Genomic DNA, 25,241 nt, shown 5'->3' with positions numbered 1-25,241 from the left:
GGGGCCGGGCGACCCTCCCCGATCACGACTTCGAAATGCGGGAGGGGCGCCCTTGACAGGGGAGGTATCTCTCATCATGCAAATTTAAATTGATCGAGCGCGTTCGCACGTCCTCGCGCCCTCGATCGCGCTGGAGAACACCATCAAACGCATTCGGAAAAGATTTCGGTCAATGTAACTCCGATTTTCAACGAAGCAAAAACTTTCCCAGCAACGCCCGCGAGCCATACCCACCGGCGCCGACTCGGCGCCAGACAGGCGCGGTTCCTTCATTCCAGAATGGACTATTTGATGAGCGACAAGCAGCGTACTGCGATCTTTATCGACGGCGCCAATCTCTATGCCACCACCAAGGCGCTCGGCTTCGACATCGATTACAAGCGATTACTCAAGGATTTTCAGAGCCGGTACAATCTGATCCGGGCCTTCTATTATACCGCCATGATCGAGGACCAGGAATATTCCTCGATCCGCCCGCTGATCGACTGGCTCGACTACAACGGCTACCGCGTGGTCACCAAGCCGGTGAAGGAGTTCAGCGACTCCACCGGCCGGCGCAAGAAGGGCAATATGGAGATCGAGCTCGCGATCGACGCTCTGGAGTTGGCGCCGCATCTCGACGAGATCTACCTGTTCTCCGGCGACGGCGATTTCCGGTCCCTGGTGGAGGCGGTCCAGCGCAAGGGCGTGCGCGTCACCGTCGTCTCGACCATCCAGACTCAGCCCGCGATGATCGCGGACGACCTGCGGCGGCAGGCGGACGAGTTCCTGGACCTGTCCCAGCTGATCGGCCGCATCGGCCGCGACCCCGGCGAGCGCCCGGTGCGGGCCGCCTCCGACACTCCCCGTCGCGACCAGCCGCCCCGCAGCAATCCGGGCCTGGAGAGCCGCTACGGCATCCGTCCCGCCAGCGACGGCGACAGCGAAGGCTGACGGCGATCCCGCCTCGCCGGCGCGAGGCGACACTCGGACAATCCCGGCGCCGCGAGCCTTCGGAAGGCCGCGCCGCCGGGATTTTTTATGGGTGCTCGAAGAGGAGCGACGCCGGCTCAGCCTTTGTCGCGCATGAGCCTCGCCTTGTCGCGCTGCCAGTCGCGCTGCTTCACGCTCTCGCGCTTGTCGTGGAGCTGCTTGCCCTTGCCGAGGCCCAGCTCGACCTTCGCCCGGCCCTTGTCGTTGAAGTAGATCTTCAGCGGGATGACCGTGTAGCCCTGGCGCTGCGTGGCGCCGATCAGCTTGTTGATCTGGCGGCGGTGCAGCAGCAGCCGGCGCGGCCGCTTGGTGTCGTGGTTGAAGCGGTTCGCCTCCAGGTATTCCGGGATGAAGGCGTTGAACAGCATCAGGTCGTTGCCCGAGGGCCCGGCATAGGATTCGCCGATCGTCGCCTTGCCGCCGCGCAGGGACTTCACCTCGGTCCCGGTCAGGGCGATGCCCGCCTCGAAGGTGTCCTCGATGGCGTAGTGGAAGCGTGCGGAGCGATTGTCGGCGACGACGCGCCGACCGGGTTCGTTCTTCGGGGCCATGCTTTCAGTTTTCGCGTAGGGCGTTCGGCGCGGATCGCCTGATATGGGGGCTGGGAGGCCCCGGGGCGAGCTGCGCCGCTTGTTTCGGTCAGCCCTCGATAAGTCCGGCGCGCCGGAGTGCGGCGTCGACGGCGGCCTTGCAGCCTTCGGTCGGCGGCACCAGCGGCAGGCGCACCTCGGCCGACATCCGGCCGATGCGCGACAGGGCATACTTCACCGGGACCGGGTTGGACTCGTAGAACATTGCCGTGTGCAGCGGCATCAGCCGGTCCTGCACCTTTAGGGCCGTGGCGAAGTCGCCGCGCAGAGTGGCTTCCTGCAGATCGGCGCAGAGCCGGGGCGCCACGTTCGAGACTACGGAGATGCAGCCGACGCCGCCCTGGGCGTTGAAGCCGAGCGCCGTCGCATCTTCGCCCGAAAGCTGGATAAAATCTTCTCCCATGGCCTGCCGCTGGAGGCTGACCCGGTCGATCTTGGCCGTGGCGTCCTTCACCCCGGCGATGTTCTTGAGTTCGAACAGGCGCGCCATCGTCTCGACGCTCATGTCGACGATGGAACGTCCGGGAATGTTGTAGATGATGATCGGGATGCCGACGGCGTCGTTCACCGCCTTGAAGTGGGCATACAGCCCCTCCTGGGTCGGCTTGTTGTAGTAGGGCGTCACGATGAGCACGGCGTCCGCGCCGACGGCCTCCGCATGACGCGCCCGCTGCACCGCCTCGGCGGTCGAGTTCGAGCCGGCGCCGGCGATCACGGGCACGCGGCCCGCGGCCTGCTTCACGCAGGTCTCGACCACCCGGTCGTGCTCCGCATGGCTGAGGGTCGGGCTCTCGCCGGTGGTGCCGGTCGGCACGAGGGCGTGGGTGCCCTCTGCGATCTGCCAATCCACGAAGGCGCGGAAGGCCTCCTCGTCGAATTCGCCGTCGCGAAACGGCGTCGCGAGCGCCGTCATCGAGCCCCTGAGGCGCGCGTGGATGTCGGTCATGTCGGCGTTCCCGGCCTTCCTTGTTCTCATGTGCCGGGAGCCGGGCTTCGCCGCCGGCCGTTCGGCCGCGCATCCATACGGCCTCGCCCGGCCCGGCGCAAACGCTTCGCGCGGGCGGTTAATGCCTTCTTAACGCAGCCGCGGCCAAGTTAAGGCTTGGCTGCCCTCCACGGGGTGTACCGGACCATGGCGCTGCCCGCCCGCTCGCTTGCTCTGCTGCTCACCGTCGCGCTCGGTGCGAGCGCCGCTGCGGCCGATCCGGCCGAGGGCCTGCGCGGGGTTCAGCCCGCCGGCGCCCCCGCCGTCCCGGCCTCGGATGCCGCCGCTCCCTCGGCACTGGTCAAGGACGGCCAGCCTCCCGCCGATCCCGTCGCGGCCGATGCGCTGAAGGTGGAGACGACCAAGGGCGAGGCAGCCTCCGACGCTCCGCTTCCCGCCGCGGCCTCGTCCTACGCGTCGACCGACGGCGACGCGCCGGTCGCCTTCCCCCTGCCCGATGCCGCGGTCTCCCCTGCCGCACCCGTCCCCGAGCTGCCGGACCCGGCCCGCGCCGTAATGGCCGGCGACACCGATCTCGCCCAGCTGCGCCAGGCGATCGATCTCTACCGCAAGGGCAAGGTCGCCGAGGGCGACCGCATGCGGGACGGCTTCAAGGACGAGGCGGCGCGCACCCTGCTCGAATGGGTCGCGATCCGCGCGGGCGCCGGCATCGGCTTCGAGCGCGTGACCGGCTTCCTGAAGGCGCATCCGGACTGGCCGGCCGGCCCCCTGCTGCGGCGCCGGGCCGAGGAGACTCTGCTCAGCGAGAAGAAGAGCCCGGCCGTGGTGCGGGCCTATTTCGCCAGCGCCCGGCCCGTGAGCGCGCCCGGCAAGTTCGCCCTCGCCCTCGCCTTCAAGGCGGACGGGCTCGACGCGGATGCCGCCGAACTCGTGCGCGCCCTCTGGCGCGAGGACACGTTCGGCCGCGTCCTCGAGGGGAAGGTGATGGACGCCTTCCCGAACGTGCTCGGCAAGGTCGACCATCGCTACCGGATGGAACGCGCCCTTCTGAAGGAGGATTTCGCCACCGCCGGCCGCGCCGCGGATTATGCCGGCGGCTCCTATGCGAGCCTCGTGCGGGCGCGCCGCGCCGTCGAGGCCAAGAGCTCCGCCGCCCCGGCCGCACTCAACGCCGTGCCCCCTTCCCTGCGCGGCGATTCCTCGTTCCTGCTGTCGCGGGCGCAATATTACCGCCGCGCCGACAAGGCGGCGGAAGCCGCCAAGATCCTGATCTCCGCGCCTTCCAACGGCGAGGTCCTGGTCGACGGGGACGAATGGTGGGTCGAGCGCCGCATCGTGGCCCGCAAGCTCGTCGACGAGGGCGATCCGAAGACGGCGCTCGCCGTCGCCGCCGGTCACAGCGCCCGCTCGGTGGAGAAGACGATCGAGGCCGAGTTCACCGCCGGCTGGATCGCCCTGCGCTTCGCGGGCGATGCCGAGACGGCGCAGCGCCACTTCGCCAAGGCCGCCGCCGTGGCGGAGACGCCGATCTCGGTGGCGCGCACCACCTACTGGCAGGGACGGGCCGCGGAGGCCCTCGGCCAGAGCGAGACGGCCAAGGGCTTCTACGAGAAGGCCGCGCTGCTGCCGATCGCCTATTACGGTCAGCTCGCCCGGGCCCGGCTCGGCCAGAACAGCCTGCCCCTGCGGCAGGCCGCCCAGCTCGAAGGCGCGGCCCGGACCGCCTTCGAGGATCGGCCGTTCGTGCGCGCCCTGAAGCTGCTCGCCGCCGCCTCCATGCGCGAATTGGCGCTTCCCCTCTACATCGACGCCGCGACCAGGATCTCCGACGAGGCGACCCTGAACGCGCTGGGCGACGTCGCCGTGCAAGTGCGCGATGCCCGGGCCCTGGTGGCGGTCGGCAAGCTCGCCACCCAGAAGGGCCTCCCCCTCGACACCCATGCCTATCCGACGATCGGCATTCCCGATTACGAGGCCTTCGGTGCGGTGACCCCGGTGGAGCGGGCCATGGTCTTCGCCATCGCCCGCCAGGAGAGCCAGTTCGACCCGAAGGCGCAGTCCGGCGTCGGGGCGCGGGGGCTGATGCAGATGATGCCGGCCACCGCCCAGCGCACGGCCCGGCGGGTCAGCGCCGCCTACGACACGGACCGCCTGACCAGCGACCCGGCCTACAATGCCCGGCTCGGCCAGGCCCATCTCGGCGAGCTGATGGAGGATTGGCGCGGCTCCTACATCCTCGCCTTCGCCTCCTACAATGCCGGCGGCGGCAACGTGAAGAAGTGGATCGACGCCTATGGCGATCCGCGCAAGCCCGATGTCGATCCGGTCGACTGGGTCGAGCGGATCCCCTTCACCGAGACGCGCAACTACGTGCAGCGGGTGATGGAGAACCTGCAGGTCTATCGCAACCGCCTCGACGGCCGCAGCGCCCTGTTGATCGAGCGCGACATGAACCGCGGCGCGCGCAGCGCGGTGAGCGCCGAGGCCGCGCCGACGAAGCCCTGATTAGATTCTCAGCCGCGCCGGGCCAACGCGCCGGCCAGGGCGCCGACGAGGCAGCCTGCGAGATAGAAGCCGAGCAGCAGGGTGCAGCTCTCGACCACGAATTGCTCGTGGCCGGGGAGCCGGCTCGAAAGTGCGGCGAGGGCGAGCACGGCTCCGCCGGCGGCCAGGGCCGCGCCGGCGATCCGGGCGAGCCGGGTTCTCGGCCAGCCGGTCCAGGCGCCGACCACGGCGCCGAGCGCCAGCGCCGCGAGAAGTCCGGGCCAGAGCGCGGACGCGAGAACGGTCAGGGCCATGTCGGTGTTCGTTACGAGCGCAGGCCGAGGCTGACGCTCTGGCGCCCGTCCGGTGCGGCGCCGGAGGCCGCGACGAGCCGGTCGGCCGGGACCCCGGCCTTCTGCAGATAATCGAGGATGGCGAGGGCGCGCTGGCGCGGCAGATCCACCGGCGGTTCGGCCGGCTCGGGCTTCTTCTCCGCCGCCTTCTTGTTGTCCTTGACGCCCTTGGCGGCCTTGCTCCCCGGCGTCGTCTTGCCGGCTTCCGCCTTCTTGGGATCGGGCTTCGTCTCCGCCGCCTTGGCTTCCGGAAGCGGCTGCGGGCTGGGCGGCGGCGTGCCGGGGGCGTCGGGGTGACCTGCGACCTCGACGCGCTCCTCCGGGCAGGCCTTGGCGAGCTCCGCCAGGGCATCAAGGACCGGATAGAAATCCCGCTCCAGCGCGACGCTGCCGGCGGCAAAGCGCAGGGCATGGCCGGAGACGCGCTCCGTGAACAGGCGCGCGCAGGTGGCGGCATCGTAGCGCCGAGGCGCATCGGCGACGTCCACGGCGACGCTCGCCGTCCAGCCAGCGGGCAGGGCCTGCGGCAGCGTCTCGGCGATGCGTCGGGCGCTCTGCGCGTAGAGGCTGCGGCCGGACAGGCGCAGGGCGGTGTCGGAGAGGGCGAGCTCGCCCTCGGCCAGGGTCGAGAGGGGGTCGATGGCGCTCTTCAGGGTGCGCAGCAGATTCGGCGGCGCCCCCTCGGCGATGCGGCTGCGATCCACGATCGCTTCCCGGAAGAAACGGGCGCCGAGCGCATCGAGCAGCGCGGTCCGGGTCTGACCGTCCGGGAAATGTCCGCTGACGAGGACGCGCTCGGCCTCCCGGCGGATCCGGATCCGGTAGGGCGAGACCGGCTGGGCCGAGAGCCGCACGCTGCCCGCCTGCAGGCCGGCAGGGAGCCCCTCGGCTAGCCACTTTTGCACATCGCCGATAGCCTGACCGTCGATCGCGACACCTTCGACCGAGAGGCGTCCCTGGGCGAAGCTGGCTTCGCCCTGTCGCAGGAGGGTGGCGAGGTCGAACAGGGTCCGGGCCAGCGCCGTGAAATCGACGCCCTCCGGCAATCCGCGGGCGGCGCGGGTCTCGTCCGTGACCGGAGCGCCCTCCGCGACCTGGGCGGCGGTTGCCAGGAGCTCTGCGCGCGCCGCCTCCGAGACGACGTTGCCGGAGAGGCGCAGGCTTCCCTCGGCCCCGCGGGAGACCGCGAGCCGGAAATCGTCGGTGCGCGGCGGCTGGATCGCGAGCGGGCCCAGGCCGAAGCCGTTCGGCGGCGTGAGCGCGGTCGCGCGCAGGGTCTCGTAGGCCGCGCCGTCGACGGCGGCGCCCTCGATGGACAGGGTCGTGTCGCCCAGGCGGACGCGACCGCCGGGCTCCAGCTTGACGATCTGCCGGGCGGCGAACAGGGCCGCCTCGACGAAGTCGGGCGGGGCGCCCCGGGCGGCATGGGCCGCATCCTGCAGCACGGTGCCCCTGGGCAGTTCGGCGATCACCCGGTCGGCCAGCAGATGCCCGCCGATCTCGGCCGGCCGGCTGCCGCTCGCCGCGATGCGCCCATCGGCCTCGCGGGTGAGCGACCAGACGAAGGGCGAGGCTTCCTCGATCAGCCCGGTCCTATCGATCAGGCGCCGCAATCCCGGAAGGACCGCGAGCCGCGCGAGGACCGAGGCGCGCAGGGCCGCGTCGGGGGCTTCTCCGAGGGCGACAAGATCCCGCCCCTGCGGCTCCACCCGGAGCCAGGGCTCCGGTACCCCCTCCCCCGTCTCGCGCACGAGGCCGGCGGCGGCCTCGCGCAGTTCGGCGGCCACGCGCGCCTGTCCAAATCCCACGCTCGCCGCGGCGATCAGGGCGAGACCGGGCAGCCCGACGAGCCAGCCGGCCCGGCGGATTTTCTCGGTGAGGGCGGAGTCTGCGGGCACCGGCGGGACCTCGGAACTCCGGCGCGACGGGCGCACGCGGGGAGGCGAAGGAAACACGCCCATTCCGGCATCTTGAAGGCTCGGGACGCCGGAGGGATTTCACGAATAAAAAAACCCGGCCGATGGCCGGGCTTGGAGGTTTTCGAGGGGCCGCGTGCAGAACACGCGGCCCGAACCGTTCCGGGCCCTCCCAGCACGCTGGGAGGATCCTTTTCTTAGAAGTCGCGCTGAACGCGGAAGCGGGCCTGGTACACGTCCTCGCTGCTCTTCGGGTAGACCGGGAGGCCGCCGACGGTGAGGCTCTTGTCCGCGTTGGTGGTGCGACCGGCATTGACGGCCGTACGGATGTACTGGCCCTCGACGCCGATATCGAGGTCCTTCACCGGCGACCAGATCAGGCTCGCGCCCGTCACGATCTGGTTGGTGTCACGCAGCGAGGGGCTGAGCGCGTAGCCGGTGGCGTTGGTGGCGAAGGAGGGCGGAGCGTTGGCGCTGCTGGCACCGATCAGGCTCGAAGCCAGGCTCACAGCCTGGCGGGCGCCCTGCGGGAACCAGATCTCGCCGTAGCTGCCGTAGAAGGCCGAACGCCACTCCGGAGCCCAGTAGTGGAGGTAGGAGGCCACCACCGTGAAGCTGGAGGAGAGCTCGATCTTGCCGGTCAGCGGGTTGACGATCGCGTCCGACAGGTACTGGTTGAAGGGGTTGCCGGTGTAGACGGCAGCGTTGCTCAGGTAGCCCGCGGTGAAGCGGTTGATGCCGGTGTAGAACGAGGCACCCTCGCCGTAGGCACCCTGCAGGTAGAGGCCGTCGCCCGGAGCGATGAAGGGCAGGTTGAACTTCAGACCGCCCTGGACCGCCCAGCCGTACTCGGTCTGCGCGCCGGTGGAGGAGATGCCGCGAGCGGCGAGCAGCGTGGCGACCGCAGGCTGGCTGAGGACGGCGTTCGTGCCCGTGCCGGGGGTGGCGTTGAAGATACCGGAGCCGCTGATGAAGCCGCCGACGTTCACGTCCTTGACCGCACCCGAGATCTGGGCCGAACCCCACGGGGCGTCGTAGCGCAGCGAACCGACGAAGTCGGGCATGCGCGAGCGCTGCACGGCGTCGAGGAAGGCCACGGCCGTCGCGTTGCCGGCGGCGTTGGTGCCCAGGATGATCGGGGTCGGGGCCGTCGTGAAGACGTTGTTCAGGCCCGCCTGACCCGGGACGAGGGCGGTCGCGCCGACCGCGTCGGAGTAGAGCGGGTTCTTGCGGTAGTTCGGGTCTTCCATCGACAGCGTCGCGGAGAAGCCCTCACCGATCTTCTGGGTGTAGGCGAGGAGGTTCGTCGAGGGCATGTCGGAGCCGAGCGACGAGCCGATGATCTCGTAGTCGTGGGCGTAGAAGTCGAAGAAGGACGAGGCGCGACCGGCGGTGAGGCCGGCGAACTGCACGAAGGCCTTGTCGACGTTCAGGAAGTTCTGGACACGGCCGAGCTGGTCCTGGCCGGTGCCGGAGAAGGCATAGGCGCCGCGCAGGTTCGTGCCGGAGGAGAGCTTGGTGTGGCCGGTCCGGCTCGCCGCGTCGAGACGCAGGAAGGCGCGGAGCGTGCCGTAGCCGGTCTGGGTGCGGGCATCGAGGTTGAAGCGCGCGAGGCCGGTGAAGCCCGAGAGGTCGCCGCCGCCGGAAACGTTGCGGCTGTCGCTGCCGATGTAGCCGTATTCGGCGCGGGCACGGCCCGAGACGCGCAGGCAGGTGTCGGTGCCCGGGATGTAGAAGAAGCCGGCACCGTAGGCGGTGCAGACGCGGACGTACTCGATCGGCACTGCCTTCTTGACGGGAAGGTCGGCGGCCTGCGCCGCGGCAACGACGGTCAGCCCCGCCGCCGATCCCAGAAGAAGGCTCTTGACGAGCTTCATTGTTGAAACCTCCAGAAGTTTCGAGACCCATGGGATCGAACGTTGTTTTCAACCGGTGGGCGCCCCCAGCGGGCCGTCCCGGTTTTCGTTCGTGTTCCCTTGGAGGTTTGGCCCTCCCCGCACGGGCATTGGCCGAACCGCGTCGGAGCTTGGCGCTCCGTCCGCGCAGTCACCATGGGCGACCAGTTACGCTCAGGCAACAAACATCGGCGTCTTCGAAGTGTCACGAACCGGCTTCCGGACACGCTGTTGCAGCCAGGCCACGATCTTCAGACGCCCAAAGAAGACCGCACTCCGAATCCTAGAACCGGCAAAGTATTTTTCGCCGGGTGGAAGCTTGTTGGCCCGCGGCAAGCCTGCTTCCTGGCGGCGCGATGTCCATGCGCCAGCGGCCGGATGGAAGAATCGCGGGCCGAGGACGTATCCACCCGGCGTCGCTGGCGGCGTCCTTCAGCCCCCGAGCGATTCCTTCAGCAGTTCGAGGGTGAGCCAGCGCTCCTCGGCGGCCGCGAGTTCGGCTTCTGCCGCCGCGAGCAATCCGGAAGCCTTCTCGAATCTCGCCGGGTCGCGGGCATAGAGACCCGGATCGGCCAGAATCGCGCGCAGCTTCTCCGCCGTTCCTTCCAATTCGACCATGCGGCCGGGCAGCGTCTTGAGTTCGTGCTGCTCCTTGAAGCCGAGCTTGCGCGGCGCGGCGGAGGGGGCCTCCGCGGCCTTCTCCGTGCGGGCGCGGGGCTCGGACTTCTCCGGAACCGAGGTGGCGCGGGCCTCGACGCCCCGGCCGCGCTGGGCGACCATGTCGCTGTAGCCGCCGGCATACTCGACCCAGCGCCCCTCCCCTTCGCTCACCAGCACGCTGCCGACCACGCGGTCGAGGAAGTCGCGGTCGTGGCTCACCAGGATCAGCGTGCCGGCATAGTCGCCGAGCATTTCCTGCAGCAGATCCAGGGTCTCGAGGTCGAGGTCGTTGGTCGGCTCGTCGAGGACGAGCAGGTTCGAGGCCTGGGCCAGCGCCCGGGCGATCAGCAGGCGGTTGCGCTCGCCGCCGGAAAGCACGCTCACCGGCGTGCGGGCCTGCTCGGGGGCGAAGAGGAAGTCCTTGAGATAGCCGATCACGTGACGGCTGCGGCCGCCGACGATCACCGAATCGCCGCGGCCCCCGGTGAGCACGTCGGAGACGGTCATGTCGGGCGAGAGGCTGGCCCGGGCCTGGTCGAGATGGACCATGCTGAGATTCGTGCCGAGGCGGATCTCGCCCGAATCGGGCGGGAGCGCCCCGGTCAGCAGCTTGATGAGGGTGGTCTTGCCGGCGCCGTTCGGTCCGACGATGCCGAGACGGTCCCCGCGGAGCACCCGCAGGGACAGGCCGTCGACGATCCGCCGATCCCCGTAAGCCTTGGTGACGTTGCGGGCCTCCGCCACCAGCGTCCCCGAAGCCTCGCCCTCGGTCGCGGCCATGGTCACGGTGCCGACCGGGCGGCGATCCTCCTTCCGCTCCTTGCGCAGGGCGTGGAGATTGCCGAGGCGGCGCACGTTGCGCTTGCGCCGGGCGGTGACCCCGTAGCGCAGCCAATCCTCCTCCGCGGCGATCTTGCGGTCGAGCTTGTGCCGCTCCCGCTCTTCCTCCTCGAAGAAGGCGTCGCGCCAGGCTTCGAAGCTCTCGAAGCCCTGCTCGATCCGCCGGGTGACGCCGCGGTCGAGCCAGATCGTGGCCCGCGACAGCGCGGACAGGAAACGCCGGTCGTGGCTGATCAGGACGAGGGCCGAGCGAGTCCGCTTCAGCTCGGCTTCGAGCCATTCGATCGCCGGCAGGTCGAGGTGGTTGGTGGGCTCGTCGAGGAGCAGGATGTCGGGCTCCGGCGCCAGCGCCTGGGCGAGCGCCGCGCGGCGCGCCTCGCCGCCGGACAGGCGCGCCGGATCCTCGGTTCCCGACAGGCCGAGGCTCTCCAGCAGGTAGCGGGCGCGATACGGGTCGTCGCCGGGGGCGAGGCCGGCCTCCACGAAGGCGAGGCTCGAGGCGAAGCCGGAAAAGTCGGGCTCCTGGGCCAGATAGCGGACCGTGGTGCCCGGCTGCAGGAAGCGGACGCCGCGATCGGGCTCGACCAGCCCCGCGGCGATCCGCATGAGGGTGGATTTGCCCGAGCCGTTGCGCCCGACGAGGCAGGCCCGCTCCCCAGGGGCGATGCTGAGGGAGGCCTGCTCGATCAGCGGGGTGCCGCCGAAGGTGAGGGCGATGTCCTGGAGGGTGAGAAGCGGAGGGGCTGCCATGGCGGGGCTTATGGCAGCACCGGCCTCCGCGAACAAACGCTCTCCGACGCCTCAGGCCGTCGGGTTCGCGGGCCCGGTCGGCGTCGGTGGGGCCGGGGGCGACTCGGTCGGGATCTCGGGCGGCGCTTGGCCCGGGACATCGGCCGGCGCGTTCCCGGGGATCTCGGGCGCCTCCGATGGCGGCGGAACCTGCGGCGGCTCGTAGGGCGTGTCGGGGACGGGTTGCGCCGGAACGGGCTGTTCGGGGATGGGGCCCGGATTCGCCATGAGCAGGAACTCCAAACGCGTCTCGATACGTCAGCGTCGAAGTTGAACAGCCGGCGGCGGAGGCGGTTCCGGCCGGGACGCGCTTCGCCGAAGCGGCGTCCCCGCAGCGGGGGAGCTACTTCTTGGTCAGGAGCTTGGTGCCTTCCTTGCCCACGAAATCCTGGACCTTCTCGGCGAAGAGCGCGAGCAGCATCGGCAGGCGGGCCTCCAGGCGCACCCGGTCGTCCTGTACGTCGACGGAGCCGTCGACGCTCTGGCCCAGTGTCGAGACCGAATAGTCGAGCCGGTCCCCGACCCATTCCAGGGTCTTGATGGTGATGCCGCTCTTGGTGAGGAAGGCGCGGGCCTTCTCCATGCCGCCCTCGATCCGGCGGCGGGCCTCGGCACGCCCGAGCTCGTGCGGGATTTCGACCACCAGCGGCTTCGCCATCGTCACGCCTCTCCACGCGCCGCGCCACGCGGCCTGGGCGAGAGACTAGGGCATGCCGGCCGGAAGTGCATACCGCCGGAAGCGCAGGGCGGGCCGGCGGGCGATCCCGCCGGCCCCTGCCGCATCAATGCATCACGTTGAGGGAGACGTAGCTGGTCCCGCTCATTCCGATGGCCCGGGCCGAGCCGCGGGCGAGATCGATCACCCGGCCGCGCACGAACGGCCCGCGATCGTTGATCGTCACCACGACGGAGCGCCCGTTGGCGCGGTTGGTGACCCGCACCCGCGTGCCGAACGGCAGCGTCCTGTGTGCGGCGGTGAGGCCATTCGGATTGAAACGCTCCCCGCTCGCGGTGCGGTGACCGCTCGCGTACCAGGAGGCGTTGCCACCGCGAGCCTGCGCGGTCGACGTCATCGCGCCGACGGCGAACGAGGTTCCGAGGAGGGCGGCAACGGTCCAGCTGACAACCTTCATTTACGATTGCATTCCCTTGTTGTTTTGGCGGGCGGTGCAATCGAGGCTGAAGGCGGCCAAAATGCGACAGGGATTTTCGGTCGGGTTCCCTGCGCGTGGGTGGGTAATATTGTCAGGCCCGTGGTCGGTCCCGTGTCGATGTATTGATTATTTGCGAAATGCGCCGCCCGAGCTGCGCCTGAAAGTCTCAAACCTTGCGGGCAAGTATTCTGGGGTGTCGGTTCGTAGCCGGCTTTCCCTGTGGAATGACTGCTTGCCCTGCCCGGAGCGGGAACCTGCCCTGCATCGGATGCCGAGCTTGGCCGTATCGGCTCAGGGGGCGGTTCGACCTGTGGTCGATGCCCCGCCCGGCCTACGCGCGAGGAAGTGGTACCCGGCCATGCCGACGGCCATGGCCAGGGTGAAGACCGCCGGCGGCAGGGCGGCGCTCGCCAGGGCGGCGACCGCGGGGCCGGGGCAGAAGCCGGACAGCCCCCAGCCGATGCCGAACACGGCGGAGCCCGCGATCAGCCGGACGTCGATGCGCCGGTTGGTCGGAATCTGGAAGCTTTCGTCGAAGGCCGGGCGCGTCAGAAGGCGCGACAGGCGGTAGCCGAGCGTCGCGACGATGACCGCGCCGGCCAGCACGAAGATCAGGGTCGGGTCCCAGTCCCCGGTCACGTCGAGGAAGCCGCGGACCCGGGTGGGATCGAGCATGCCCGACAGAGACAGGCCGAGGCCGAAGACGAGGCCGGCGGCAAGCGCCGAGGCGAGGCGCAGGGCCGCGTTCATGGAGAGAGGATCCGAAGCAGCGCGACCGTCAGCATGCCGCTCGCGAGGAAGGTGAGGACCGCGGCGAAGGAGCGGGGCGAAAGGCGGGCGAGCCCGGCGACGCCGTGGCCGCTGGTGCAGCCCGAGCCGAGGCGGGTGCCGAAGCCGACGAGCAGGCCGGCGAGTGCCAGCACCGGGAGCGAGGCGACGAAGCGCATCTGCGGCCAGGCGCCGGTCAGGAGAGCGAAGACCGGCGGCCCTGCCACGAGGCCGGCCACGAAGGCGATGTCGGTGAGCCGGCGCTCCCCGCGATCTTCGCCGAGTCCCGCCACGATTCCGCTGATGCCGGCGATCCGACCGTTGAGAAGAAGCAGCATCGTCACCGCGAGGCCGATCAGGGCGCCGCCGGCGAGGGCGGGGAGATAGGCGCTCATCGGGGGCCGCCCACCGCGTCGTTCGCCTCCAGCCAGCGCAGGGCGCCGGAAAGGTCGTAGCCGTGCCGCGCGGCATAGGCCGGGATGTCCTCGCGGCGCAGCTTGCCGGCCAGCACTTCGCCCAGCACCCAGAGGGTGAGCGAGCGGGTGCCCCCGGCGCAATGGGCGAAGACCGGGCCGGGGGCGCCGGTCACCGCCGCGTGGAAGCGCTCGATCGCCGCGCGGGTGATCGTCTCGCGGGTCACCGGCAGATCGAGATAGGCGAGCCCCGCCCCTTCCGCGGCCGCCCGTTCCGCCGCGCCGCCGGGCTGGCCCGGCGTCTCCCCGTCCGGCCGGTTGTTGATGAGGAGCGTGACGCCCTCCCCGCCCAGAGCCGCAATCTCCGCGAGGCTCGGCTGGCCTCCCACGGAGAGTTTCTCGTCGATGATCCTGCGCGTCATGGCGTCCGTCCCGTCCGTCGGCGCGGGGTGTCCGGTCCAGCGGTGTCCCAGCGGGGTAGCGCGCCGAGCCCGGCGAAACAAGGCTTGCAAAGCGCCGTGTCCTCCATAAATATGCAGCTATAACAATGACTTAGCGAAAATTTTGCTAGGGTAGGGACACGGCACGATGGAAGTCTTCCCTCACGAAGAACGGACTTGGAAAAGACTTCCTTCCTCCTCCGGCACCCCAGGCAGGGCATCGGAGATCGGCGAGAATCATCGGGAGAACACGGTGACGGGACACGGCATGAAACCCGGCGACGCGGTGGTGTTCGCGCGGCTCGACCTGGCGGAGACCCTTGGGATCTGGCGCAACGCCAAGGGGCGGGTGGTCGGCATCCGGACGGGTTATGGCCGCGCGCCAACCGTCGACGTGAAGTTCGACGGGCACGAGACGCTGCAGGAATACCTGCCGACCGTCTTCCGCCGCGTGAATTGAGGGCGGACGAACCCATGGCCGCCGCCAAGCCCGCCGCCACAGGTTTCGAGGGCGGAGCCGGGATCCTGCCCCGGCCCCTCCGGGCGACGCATCACAGCACGGCGGAGGCCGATGTCTGGCAGGAATTGCGGTCGGAGGCCGAGGCGGCCCTGATCGAGGAGCCGCTCTATGCGGGTCTCGTCCAGGCGACGGTGCTCGACCAGCGCAGCCTCTCCGGCGCCCTCGCCTATCGTTTGGCCCACCGCCTCGGAGATGGCGACCTCTCCCGCCTCTCGATGCGCGACCTCTGCCTCTCGGCCTTCGAGGCGGATCCGCAAGCCTCCGCCCGGGCCGTCCGCGACCTGGTGGCGATCCGCGAGCGGGATCCGACCTGCCGGCGCTATCTCGATCCCTTCCTGTTCTACAAGGGCTTCGCCGCCCTCGAAGCCTACCGCGTGGCCCACTGGCTCTGGCACCAGGGCCGGGCGACCCTCGCCCTGCACGTTCAGAGCCGCATCTCCGAAGTGTTCGGCTGCGACATCCATCCGGCGGCGCGGATCGGATCGGGCGTGTTCATCGACCACGCCACCGGCGTCGTGATCGGTGAGACCACGGTGGTGGCCGACGATGTCTCGATTCTGCAATCGGTCACGCTGGGGGGCAACGGCAAGGAGAGCGGCGACCGCCATCCCAAGATCGAGCGCGGCGTGCTCCTGAGCGTCGGGGCCAAGGTGCTCGGCAACATCCGGGTCGGCGAGGGGGCGAAGGTGGCTGCCGCCGCGGTGGTCCTCCACGAGGTCCCCGCCCACACCACTGTGGCGGGCGTACCGGCGCGCGTGGTCTCGCGCCTGTCGAAGGACGAGGAACCGGCCCAGACCATGGACCAGTCCTTCGTCGGTTACGGCGAGGGCATCTGAGCTGTCCCGTATGAACCGGGCTACCGGCGGCGTCGTGGCGCTTTGGGCCGCGATCGTTCCGGAAAGGGCACGCCGCCGTTCGGCGACCACCGGCGGCAGGCTTGCTGCGCGCTTCCGCGCGCCGGAATGAGAATTCCATACCAAGTTCTCTGCGCGAACTGCGTAATTTAGAATGTAATTCTACTTCGATAATAATTATTAGAATCAAATACCTCCATTGGCCGGCAACGCAGGAGGATTTTTTACAAATCCGCTGCAATAAGAAAAAAGTTCCTATTGACCCATGTTGAGGGGCGGGCCTAGCTTCCCATCACCTCGCGAAGCCGACACAAGTCGCGGCCTCGGAGAAAAAGCATTCACAAGTTCAGGCCGGACGCGTTCGCAATAGAGCGCGGCTCCGATACGGGCATGTCGCCGTGTCGAGGGTTTCCGCATGCGTGCCGGCCATGATGACGAATCGAGATCTAAAGGGAGACGACGACAGATGAGTGGACCCGGCCTGAGCGTGAGCGCCTCCGCCGCGCGCAATCTAGCGACTGCGACCGTTACGTCGGTCCAGAACGCGGCCAATACGCCGCGCTGGCTCCTGCGGCTCCTGCCCTTCGTGGATGTCGCTGGCGGTGTGTACCGCGTCAACCGTCGGGCCGTGGTGCTGGCCAAGCCCGGCCGCGTCGATCTCGCCACCGAGGACAAGGGCCGCGCCATCCGTCCCGGCTCGCTCCGCGCCGTGCCGCTGTTCAGCCGCCTGGGCGATGCCGATCTCGCTGCGCTGGCCGGCAAGTTCACCGAGAGCAAGCACAAGGCCGGCGAGACCATCGCCGAGGAGGGCTCCACGGGCCGCAGCCTCGTGGTGGTGGCCGACGGCACCGTCGAGCTGACCCTGTCGGGCCCCTACAAGGGTCGCCTGCGCCAGGGGCTCGCCACCCGCGGCGACTATTTCGGCGACGCCGATCTCCTCGGCGAGACCGGCCCGGCCCCGGCCGTGAAGGCGCTCTCGGCGGTGACGCTGCTCACCCTCGACCGCGCCGCGATCGAGGAGGAGGGCATCCGTTCGCGCATCGGCCAGTATCGCGAGGAGCGTGATCGCCTGAAGGGGCACACCAACTCCCACGGCGAACAGGGCATCGAGCTTCTGGCGGTCCATGCCGGCGAGCCGCGCCTGCCGACCACCTTCGTCGACTACGAGACCGATCCGCGCGAGTATCACCTCTCGACGATCCAGACGATCCTCAACACCCATACCCGCGTGACCGATCTCTACTCCAACGAGATCGACCAGCTCCGCGAGCAGATCCGCCTCACGGTCGACGCCGTGAAGGAGCGGGAGGAGTGGGAGCTCCTGAACAATTCCGAGTTCGGCCTCCTGAACGAGGTCTCCGGCCGCCAGCGCATCCCGACCCGCTCGGGCCCGCCGACCCCGGACGATCTCGACGAGCTGCTGACCCTGGTCTGGAAGAAGCCCGCCTTCTTCGTGGCCCATCCCCGCGCCATCGCCGCCTTCGGCCGCGAGGCCACCCGCCGCGGCGTGCCGCCGGTCGTCGTCCACCTGTTCGGCGCGCCCTTCATCACCTGGCGCGGCGTGCCGCTGGTGCCGAGCGACAAGCTGCCGATCGACATCGATCCGGTCACCGGCGCCCAGACCACCTCGATCCTGCTGCTGCGCGTCGGCGAGGGCGAGCAGGGCGTGGTCGGCCTGCAGAAGACCGGCGTCACCGGCGAGATCGAGCCCGGCCTGTCGGTGCGCTACGCGGGCACCAACGACCACTCGATCGCCTCGCATCTGGTGACCCGCTACTTCTCGGCCGCGGTTCTGGTCGAGGACGCCATCGCCCGCCTCGATAACGTGCTGCTGGGAAACTACCATGACTACGCCTGAGGCGCCGGCGATCGGCCTTCCCACAGGCAGCGCTGGCGACCTCGCTCATGCGGATCTCGTCGGGCGTCTCGCCCGCGAGATCTACGGCCAGGGTCAGGCGGCGAGTGCGCCGTTCCAGCCCCACCTGCCGCAGACGCCTCAAGCCCCGCAGGGGCTCGAGACCCTCACCACCGGACCCGGGCAGCCTGCGCTGCCCGGCGCCAATCTCGGCACGCCCTCGGCCCCCTCGGGCGCCCTGCCGGCGGGCTACCAGCCCGACGCCTCGGCGCAGGCGGCCCGCTCCTTCGGCGCGCCGCCGGTCGGCCTGCCGGGCCTGACCGGGCCGTCCTACGCCAATCCCATCGGCGCCACCCCGGCCCCGGCGGGCGCGAATCTGCTCGACGTTTCGGCGATCCCGCCGGTGCATCCCTTTCCGGGCCAGCCGCGGCTGCCCGAGTTCTTCGTGCCGAGCCTGCCGGAGGTCGCGGCCGGGCTTCCGGGCGGTCCCGATCTGCACCGCCAGATCGCGGCCGACCATCCCCGCGCCAACGGCTTCGCCCATGCGCTGGCGCCTCATCTCGTCCCTCTCGACCCTTCGAGGGCCGGCAAGGACGAGGCGCAGGAGAGCTTCGCGCGCACCGGCCGCCTCTCGCGCGTGCCGGAGCCCGCGGGCATGGGCGATTACTACTTCCTGGGCCCGGCCTCGGCGCCGACCCGGGGCAAGAAAGCCGCGGCCCAGCCGCGGGTCGAACCCTCCCGTCATGCCGGCCCCGCCCCGCGGGTGACCTCGCACGGGTCGAGCCCGGTCGCCGCGCCCTTCGACGTCGAGCATGTCCGCAAGGACTTCCCGGCGCTCCACCAGAGCGTGAACGGCCATCGCCTCGTCTGGCTCGACAACGCGGCCACGACCCACAAGCCGCAATCGGTCATCGACGCGACGAGCGAGTTCTACGGCCGCCACAACTCGAACATCCACCGGGCCGCGCATACGCTCGCCGCGCGCTCCACGGACCTGTTCGAGGGCGGCCGCGAGAAGACCCGCCGCTTCCTCAACGCCCCGAGCAAGGACGACATCGTCTTCGTGCGCGGCACGACGGAAGGCATCAACCTCGTCGCCAATTCCTACGGGCGGGCCCATATCGGCCCGGGGGACGAGATCATCGTCTCGACGATCGAGCACCACGCCAACATCGTGCCCTGGCAGCTCCTGGCCCAGGCGACCGGCGCGACGATCCGGGTGATCCCGGTGGACGACAACGGCGACATCATCTTCGAGCAGTTCGCCGCGCTTCTCTCGGGCCGCACCAAGATCGTCTCGGTGACGCATGTCGCCAACGCGCTCGGCACGGTGAACCCGGTCCGGGAGATCATCGCCCTGGCCCATGCCTATGGCGTGCCGGTTCTGGTCGATGCCGCGCAGTCCACCCCGCATATCCCGATCGACGTGCAGGCGTTGGATGCCGACTTCGTGGTCTTCTCCGGCCACAAGGTGTTCGGGCCGACGGGCATCGGTGCGCTCTACGGCAAGAAGCACCTACTCGAGGCGATGCCGCCCTGGCAGGGCGGCGGCCACATGATCGAGGACGTGACCTTCTCCAAGACCGTCTACAAGGGCGCTCCGGAGAAGTTCGAGGCGGGCACGCCGGACATCGCCGGGGCGGTCGGCCTGGGCGCGGCCCTCGACTACCTGGAGAGCGTCGGCCTTCCCGGCATCGCGGCCTACGAGCACGATCTGCTCGAATACGCGCAAGCCGGCCTCGCCGAGATCAAGGGCCTGCGCCTCATCGGCACCGCCCGGAACAAGGCGAGCGTGATGTCCTTCGTGATCGACGGGCTCGAGAACGAGACCATCGCCCATCACCTCGACGCCCACGGCATCGCGGTGCGCTCGGGCCATCACTGTGCCCTACCGGCCCTGCGCCGCTTCGGCGTCGATCAGTCGGTGCGCGCCTCGCTCGCCTTCTACAACAACCGGGACGACGTCGACGTCTTCCTCAGGGCGCTGCAGACCCTGCCGCGGCACTGACGCCGCCGCAGCTTCGACACGGAAGGGCGCCTGCTTCGCGGGCGCCCTTTTGTCATGCGCCCTCGATCATCTCGCGGATCCGGGCGGCCAGGGCCTCCATGACGAAGGGCTTCGTCATGACCTGCATGCCGGGTTCCAGATGGCCGTTGCCCACGGCGGCGTTCTCCGCATAGCCGGTGATGAAGAGCACCTTCAGCTCCGGCCGCGTCACCCGGGCGGCGTCGGCGACCTGCCGGCCGTTCATCCCGCCGGGCAGCCCGACATCGGTGATGAGCAGGTCGATCCGCAGATCGGATTGCAGCACCTTCAGCCCGGAGGGGCCATCCGCCGCCTCAATGGCCGTGTAGCCGAGATCCTCCAGCACCTCGGTGACGAGCATGCGCACGGTCGGCTCGTCGTCGATGACGAGCACCGCCTCGCCCTGTTGGGCCCGCGGCGCGTCGGAGAGATGCGGGATCCCGTCCTCGGCGCCGACCTCGCCGTAATGGCGGGGCAGGTAGAGGCAGACCGTGGTGCCCTGCCCGAGCTCGGAATAGATCCGCACCTGGCCGCCGGACTGGCGCACGAAGCCGTGGACCATGCTCAGGCCCAGGCCGGTGCCCTGCCCGAGGGGCTTCGTGGTGAAGAACGGGTCGAAGGCCTTGGCGATCACCTCCGGCGCCATGCCGGTGCCGCTGTCGGAGACGCAGAGCGAGAGATACTGCCCGGTGGGCAGGTCGCGCTCCCGGGAGGCCCGGTCGTCGAGCCAGCGGTTGGCGGTCTCGATGGTGATGCGCCCGCCCTCCGGCATGGCGTCCCGGGCGTTGATGCAGAGGTTGAGCAGGGCGTTCTCGAGCTGCGGCGGATCGACCAGCACCGCCCAGAGACCCGGCGCGCCGACCACCTCGACCGTGATGCCCGGGCCGACGCTGCGCCGGATCAGGTCCTCCATGCCGGCCACCAGCCGGTTCACGTCGGTGGGTTTCGGGTCGAGGGTCTGGCGGCGGGAGAAAGCCAGCAGCCGATGCGTCAGCGCCGCCGCCCGCTTGGCCGCGCCCTGCGCCGCCGTCATGTAGCGGTCGATGTCCTTGAGCCGGCCTTGGCTGACGCGGGTCTGCATCAGATCTAGGGAGCCGGAGATGCCGGCGAGCAGGTTGTTGAAGTCGTGGGCGATGCCGCCGGTGAGCTGGCCCACCGCCTCCATCTTCTGCGACTGGCGCAGGGCCTCCTCGGCCTGCCGGAGCCGTTCCTGCTCCCGGATCCGCTCGGTCACGTCGTGGACGAACTGGTAGGCGGCGAGTAGCGTGCCGTCGGGCTCGCGCAGCACGCTGAACTTCATCTCGTAATGGCGCCGCTCGCGGTTCGGATCGCCGAAGCTGGCGATCTCCGTGAATTCCTCGCCCGCGAGCGCGCGGCTCCAGACCGCCTCCACGGCGTCTCGATGCTCCGGCAGGTCGGCGAGAAGGTCGAGCATCGACAGGCCGGCGCTCGGCCGAACCCCGTAGATCTCCTCGAACGCGTCCGCCGCGGCCTTGTTGACTGCGAGCCAGCGGTAATCGGGGGCGACCACCTGCACGAAGGCATCCGTGCCTTCCACGAGGTCGGCGAAGAGCTTGCGCTCGGCGAGCGCCTCCGTGACGCGCCGCTCCAGATTGTCGTTGAGCTGGTGCAGCTCGGTCTCCGCCCGCTTGCGGGCGGTCACGTCCTGGAACAGCACGGCAACCTGCCGCCGGCTCTCCGGCTCGACCCGGAAGGCGGAGAGCTCCAGGTGCCGGCCGGTGGCGACGAGCTCCCGCTCGAAGCGGATCGGCTCGCCGGTGCGCAACACCTTACCGTAGAGCTCGACCCAGCCGCCGGCCTCGTCAGGCACCATCTCCCGTACTTTCTGGCCGACCACGTCGCTGATGCCGGCATGGGCGGCATAGGCGGGGTTCGCCTCGACATGCACGTAGTCGCTCAGCGGCCCGTGCGGGCCGTCGAGGAATTCGATGATGCAGAAGCCCTGGTCGATCGAGTTGAACAGCGTGCGGTAGCGCGCCTCGCTGTCGGCCAGCGCCGAGGCGATGCGCATGGCTTCCGTGATGTCGTAGCCGCCGACGAAGATGCCGATCACGTCGCCCGCATCGTCGCGGATCGGCTCGTAGAGCAGGTCGATGTAGCGCGGGGACGCGTCGCCGCTGAGGCTGACCGGCATGCCCCGGGCCGTGTAGCGCTCGCCGCTGGCATAGACCTGGTCGAGCAGCTCGAAGAAGCCCTGCCCCTCGAGCTCGGGAAAGACCTCGCGCACGGAGCGGCCGATGAAGTCGCGCTGCCCGGCGACGGCGAGATAGGCGTCGTTGACGTAGTCGAAGACGTGGTCGGGGCCGGCGAGCAGGGCCGCGAAGCCCGGCATCTGCTGCAGGCTGAGACGCTGGCGCTCGACCTCCTTGAGCAGACGGCGCTCCGCCTGCTGACGCTCGGTCTCGTTGCGGGCGACCTTGATGAAGCCGCGCTCGCGGCCCTGCGCGTCCTGCGGTAGCGGATGGACCGAGCCCGTCACGTAGACCTGCGCGCCGGACTTCGTGACATACCAGCGCGCCGCATCCGCCTTCCCGTCCCGGGCGGCGGTGGCAAGCTCGCGCACGTCGGCGCCCTTCGCCCGATCCTCCGGCGTGAACAGGATGGCGCAGGGCTGGCCGATCGCCTCCTCCGCGCGCCAGCCGAAAGCCTCCAGCGCCCCGGCGGACCAGCTCGTGATGATGCCGCCGGGATTGGTGGTCAGGATGGCGTGGTCCTTCGCGCCTTCCACGACGAGGCGCAGGCGCTCCTCGCTCTCGCGCAGGGCCGCATCGCCGAGCACCCGGGCCGTCGTCTCATTGGTGAAGATGAACAGGCCGGCAATGGCGCCCGCGGCATCGAGGATGCGGGAATAGGAGAAGGTCCACCAGGTGTCGGCGGCGCCGCGATCGGTGTCGAGCTTCCAGGGCAGGTCGACGAAGCGCCGGCTGCGCCCGGCGAAGGCTTCGTCGATGATCGGCTTGGCCTGGTCCCAGCCATCGGCCCAGACGCGGTCGAAGCGCTCGCCCATGGCCCAGGAGATCCGCGGCCCGAGCAGCGGGATGTAGGTGTCGTTGAAGAAGAAATGCAGCTCCGGGCCCCAGGCCAGGATCATGCTCTCTGGCGAGTTGAGGACCAGGGAGAGGGCGACGCGCAGGCCCTCGGGCCAGGATTCGGGCGACCCGAGGGGATGATCGGTCCAGTCGCGCTCGCGGATCAGCCGCGCGGCCTCGCCGCCCCCGGCCAGGAAGGCAAGGGCGTCGTTCACGGAGCGTCGTGTCCCGCGGGCGGGAGGGCGGTCGCGGCGTCCTCGGTCATGGTCTCCCCATAACGACAGGGGAGCACAACCGACAAGCGAAGCGTGCGCTCGATCTACCGGTAGCCGTAGCGGGCCTTGGCGGCGGCGTGCAGGTGCAGGGCCTCCGCCGAGCGGCCGGCGGCGCAGGCCGCGGCGGCGGCGTCGAGATCGGCATCGAAGCGCTTGGCGACCGGATCGTTCAGATTGCCGGTGGCGAGGTCGCTGGCGACGATCGCCTTGGTGCGGGCGATGGTGGGCGCGCAGCCGCTCCCCTCCGGCGGAAGCGGGGGCAGCGCCGGCGTCGCGGCGGCGATGGCCGCGGGCGGCGGTGCGCTGGACTGGCAGGCACAGAGCGGCACGGCGAGCAGGACGGCGAGAAGGCCCGGGCGGAATGGCGGCACGGCGGTTTTCCCAGCGCGTTGGAGCGGTGATCGGGACAAACGGCGAAGCTTGTCTCCGGCGGCGTTCTGCGCCCGGCGGCCCGGGCCGGTCAATCGATCGTCGCCGACTTGTCACAGGCAGGGCGCGTCGGTAGATAAATCCCCGAATCCGGGTCCGCGCTTGGCGGCCCGACGAGAAGAGGACGAGCCGTGGCCTGTGCCGGCTCAGCGCTGACGACGGGAGGCGCCGCTTTCGCGGCCGCGTCCGCGTGCGCGCCTCTGACCCTCGCCCGCCTTCTCCTTAGCCGCCCCTGAGGGCCGTCCGGGCATGTGCCTGGGCTCTCAGGGGATGTCGTCTCGCAGCCACCGATCCCAAGGGTTCGGCGCCGCTCCGTGACCGTCGAGCGCGCCGTGAGAAGGAAGACGAGAGTTATGAGCAGCACCAAGGACCGCGTCGTCATCTTCGACACGACGCTGCGCGACGGCGAGCAATGCCCGGGCGCCACCATGACCCTCGACGAGAAGCTGGCCGTGGCCGAGCTGCTCGACATGATGGGCGTCGACATCATCGAGGCCGGCTTCCCCATCGCCTCGAACGGCGATTTCGAGGCCGTGGCCGAGATCGCCCGGCGCACCAAGCGCGCCACCGTGGCGGGCTTGGCCCGCGCCATCCCCGCCGACATCGCCCGCGCCGGCGAGGCCGTGCGGCAGGCCCAGCGCGGGCGCATCCACACCTTCGTCTCGACCTCGGCGATCCACCTCGCCCATCAGATGCGCAAGACGCAGGACGAGGTGATCGAGATCATCCACAAGACCGTGACCCAGGCCCGCGACCTCGTCGAGGACGTGGAATGGTCGGCCATGGACGCGACCCGCACGGATATCGACTACCTGTGCCGCTGCGTCGAGGCGGCGATCACATGCGGTGCCACCACCATCAATCTGCCCGATACGGTAGGCTACGCCACGCCGGACGAGTACCGCGCCATGTTCCGGCAGGTGCGCGAGCGCGTGCCGAACGCGGACAAGGCCGTCTTCTCGGTCCATTGCCACAACGACCTCGGCCTCGCGATCGCCAACTCTCTGGCCGGTGTCGAGGGCGGCGCCCGGCAGGTCGAGTGCACCATTAACGGCATCGGCGAGCGGGCGGGCAACGCGGCCCTGGAAGAGATCGTGATGGCGATCCGCACCCGCGCGGACGTGATGCCCTTCGAGACCGGCATCGACACCACGATGCTGACCCGCGCCTCGAAGCTCGTCTCCCACGCGACGAACTTCCCGGTGCAGTACAACAAGGCCATCGTCGGCCGGAACGCCTTCGCCCACGAGAGCGGCATCCATCAGGACGGCATGCTCAAGCATTCCGAGACCTACGAGATCATGACTCCGGCTTCGGTCGGGCTCACCAAGACCTCGCTGGTGATGGGCAAGCATTCGGGCCGGGCCGCCTTCCGCACCAAGCTGACGGAGCTGGGCCTGAACCTCGCCGATAACCAGTTCCAGGACGTGTTCGAGCGCTTCAAGGCGTTGGCCGACCGCAAGAAGCACGTCTACGACGAGGATATCGAGGCGCTGGTGGACGAGAATCTCGCCACCGCCCACGACCGCATCCGTCTGGTTTCGCTCTCGGTGATCGCCGGAACCCGCGGCCCGCAGCGCGCCACCCTGAAGATCGAGATGGACGGCCGCTTCTTCACTGAGGAGGCCGACGGCAACGGGCCGGTCGACGCGGTGTTCAACGCCATCCACGCGCTGGTGCCCCACGAGGCCAAGCTCGAACTCTATCAGGTCCACGCCGTCACCGAGGGCACCGACGCCCAGGCCGAGGTCTCCGTGCGCCTGAAGGCGGGCGAGCGCTCCATGACCGCCCGCGGCGCCGATCCGGACACCCTGGTCGCCTCGGCCAAGGCCTATCTCTCGGCGCTCAACAAGCTGTCGGCCACCAGCGTCCGCCTGCATGCCCAGCATGCGGCGGCCGAATAGCCGACGAAAATCATGCCGGCGGGGGTGGACAGCCCCCGCCGGCATTGGTATCAGCCGCCTCGTTCCGGGGCGGACTGGTGGCCACCCCGGCATCGCCGAAAAGGCGAT

Annotated in this window: 20 protein-coding genes; 7 read left to right on the top strand and 13 right to left on the bottom strand. The window is 69.7% G+C overall.

The genetic code is table 11. The features are described from left to right. Window positions 1-291 precede the first annotated feature (291 nt). A complete protein-coding gene (locus tag MMB17_RS14655) occupies window positions 292-933 on the top strand; it encodes a LabA-like NYN domain-containing protein (protein ID WP_238312435.1) in 642 nt (213 codons plus the stop codon). Window positions 934-1,049: 116 nt separating this feature from the next. On the opposite strand, the gene smpB is transcribed toward MMB17_RS14655, so the two are convergent. Both smpB and dapA read right to left on the bottom strand, forming a co-directional pair. Further along, window positions 1,050-1,523, bottom strand: a complete 474-nt coding sequence (gene smpB / locus MMB17_RS14650) for an SsrA-binding protein SmpB (RefSeq protein WP_238312436.1) — start codon at window positions 1,521-1,523, stop codon at window positions 1,050-1,052. A gap of 88 nt (window positions 1,524-1,611) precedes the next feature. Continuing rightward, window positions 1,612-2,508 carry a 4-hydroxy-tetrahydrodipicolinate synthase gene (gene dapA, locus MMB17_RS14645; protein WP_238312437.1) on the bottom strand — a complete coding sequence of 299 codons (897 nt, stop codon included), beginning with the start codon at window positions 2,506-2,508 and terminating at the stop codon, window positions 1,612-1,614. A 186-nt stretch (window positions 2,509-2,694) separates the two neighbouring features. Between dapA and MMB17_RS14640 the strand changes: the two genes are divergently transcribed. Then, window positions 2,695-5,013 (top strand): lytic transglycosylase domain-containing protein, encoded by a 2,319-nt coding sequence (locus MMB17_RS14640; protein ID WP_241102199.1) that lies wholly within the window; start codon window positions 2,695-2,697, stop codon window positions 5,011-5,013. Window positions 5,014-5,021: 8 nt separating this feature from the next. Here the strand turns inward: MMB17_RS14640 and MMB17_RS14635 are convergent, their stop codons facing one another. The 9 genes from MMB17_RS14635 to MMB17_RS14595 all read right to left on the bottom strand — a co-directional run bounded on the left by MMB17_RS14635 (window position 5,022) and on the right by MMB17_RS14595 (window position 14,202). Beyond that, window positions 5,022-5,306, bottom strand: coding sequence for a hypothetical protein (locus tag MMB17_RS14635; protein WP_241099238.1), 285 nt, complete (start codon window positions 5,304-5,306; stop codon window positions 5,022-5,024). Between the two features lie 11 nt (window positions 5,307-5,317). After that, window positions 5,318-7,243, bottom strand: coding sequence for an OmpA family protein (locus MMB17_RS14630; protein ID WP_241099236.1), 1,926 nt, complete (start codon window positions 7,241-7,243; stop codon window positions 5,318-5,320). A gap of 215 nt (window positions 7,244-7,458) precedes the next feature. Continuing rightward, a complete protein-coding gene (locus tag MMB17_RS14625; RefSeq protein ID WP_238312440.1) occupies window positions 7,459-9,138 on the bottom strand; it encodes a porin in 1,680 nt (559 codons plus the stop codon). Window positions 9,139-9,588: 450 nt separating this feature from the next. Beyond that, complete coding sequence (locus tag MMB17_RS14620) at window positions 9,589-11,406, bottom strand: ABC-F family ATP-binding cassette domain-containing protein (RefSeq protein ID WP_241099235.1); 1,818 nt, start codon at window positions 11,404-11,406, stop codon at window positions 9,589-9,591. A gap of 382 nt (window positions 11,407-11,788) precedes the next feature. Continuing rightward, window positions 11,789-12,103 (bottom strand): polyhydroxyalkanoic acid system family protein, encoded by a 315-nt coding sequence (locus MMB17_RS14615; RefSeq protein ID WP_241099234.1) that lies wholly within the window; start codon window positions 12,101-12,103, stop codon window positions 11,789-11,791. Window positions 12,104-12,227: 124 nt separating this feature from the next. Continuing rightward, on the bottom strand, window positions 12,228-12,578 hold the full coding sequence (locus tag MMB17_RS14610) for a septal ring lytic transglycosylase RlpA family protein (protein WP_241099233.1): 351 nt from the start codon (window positions 12,576-12,578) through the stop codon (window positions 12,228-12,230). A gap of 312 nt (window positions 12,579-12,890) precedes the next feature. After that, window positions 12,891-13,349, bottom strand: coding sequence for a DUF6691 family protein (locus MMB17_RS14605; RefSeq protein WP_241099232.1), 459 nt, complete (start codon window positions 13,347-13,349; stop codon window positions 12,891-12,893). Further along, entirely contained in the window at window positions 13,346-13,762 is a 417-nt protein-coding gene (locus MMB17_RS14600; protein WP_238312445.1) for a YeeE/YedE family protein, read from the bottom strand. The genes MMB17_RS14605 and MMB17_RS14600 overlap by 4 nt, the downstream gene beginning before the upstream one ends. Beyond that, window positions 13,759-14,202 (bottom strand): protein tyrosine phosphatase family protein, encoded by a 444-nt coding sequence (locus tag MMB17_RS14595; RefSeq protein ID WP_241099231.1) that lies wholly within the window; start codon window positions 14,200-14,202, stop codon window positions 13,759-13,761. The genes MMB17_RS14600 and MMB17_RS14595 overlap by 4 nt, the downstream gene beginning before the upstream one ends. 166 nt (window positions 14,203-14,368) lie before the next feature. On the opposite strand from MMB17_RS14595, the gene MMB17_RS25415 reads away from it, so the two are divergent. From MMB17_RS25415 to MMB17_RS14570, 4 genes are all read left to right on the top strand, one after another. Beyond that, a complete protein-coding gene (locus MMB17_RS25415; protein WP_420847270.1) occupies window positions 14,369-14,680 on the top strand; it encodes a hypothetical protein in 312 nt (103 codons plus the stop codon). 14 nt (window positions 14,681-14,694) lie between these two features. Further along, window positions 14,695-15,576 carry a serine O-acetyltransferase gene (cysE, locus tag MMB17_RS14585; RefSeq protein WP_238312447.1) on the top strand — a complete coding sequence of 294 codons (882 nt, stop codon included), beginning with the start codon at window positions 14,695-14,697 and terminating at the stop codon, window positions 15,574-15,576. 484 nt (window positions 15,577-16,060) lie between these two features. Beyond that, entirely contained in the window at window positions 16,061-17,452 is a 1,392-nt protein-coding gene (locus MMB17_RS25270) for a family 2B encapsulin nanocompartment shell protein (protein ID WP_276518033.1), read from the top strand. After that, window positions 17,439-19,457 (top strand): family 2A encapsulin nanocompartment cargo protein cysteine desulfurase, encoded by a 2,019-nt coding sequence (locus MMB17_RS14570; RefSeq protein ID WP_241099230.1) that lies wholly within the window; start codon window positions 17,439-17,441, stop codon window positions 19,455-19,457. The genes MMB17_RS25270 and MMB17_RS14570 overlap by 14 nt, the downstream gene beginning before the upstream one ends. 52 nt (window positions 19,458-19,509) lie before the next feature. Here MMB17_RS14570 and MMB17_RS14565 read toward each other — a convergent pair whose 3' ends face one another. Both MMB17_RS14565 and MMB17_RS14560 read right to left on the bottom strand, forming a co-directional pair. After that, complete coding sequence (locus tag MMB17_RS14565) at window positions 19,510-22,740, bottom strand: PAS domain-containing protein (RefSeq protein ID WP_241099229.1); 3,231 nt, start codon at window positions 22,738-22,740, stop codon at window positions 19,510-19,512. A gap of 104 nt (window positions 22,741-22,844) precedes the next feature. Next, window positions 22,845-23,171, bottom strand: a complete 327-nt coding sequence (locus MMB17_RS14560; protein WP_241099228.1) for a hypothetical protein — start codon at window positions 23,169-23,171, stop codon at window positions 22,845-22,847. A 411-nt stretch (window positions 23,172-23,582) separates the two neighbouring features. On the opposite strand from MMB17_RS14560, the gene MMB17_RS14555 reads away from it, so the two are divergent. Next, window positions 23,583-25,133 (top strand): 2-isopropylmalate synthase, encoded by a 1,551-nt coding sequence (locus tag MMB17_RS14555; RefSeq protein WP_241099226.1) that lies wholly within the window; start codon window positions 23,583-23,585, stop codon window positions 25,131-25,133. Window positions 25,134-25,241 lie beyond the last annotated feature (108 nt).

This window comes from Methylobacterium organophilum, assembly GCF_022533465.1.
GTDB lineage: Bacteria > Pseudomonadota > Alphaproteobacteria > Rhizobiales > Beijerinckiaceae > Methylobacterium > Methylobacterium organophilum.
The sequence above is the reverse complement of the archived record's forward strand: the minus strand, read 5'-3'. Positions and strand labels throughout refer to the sequence as shown.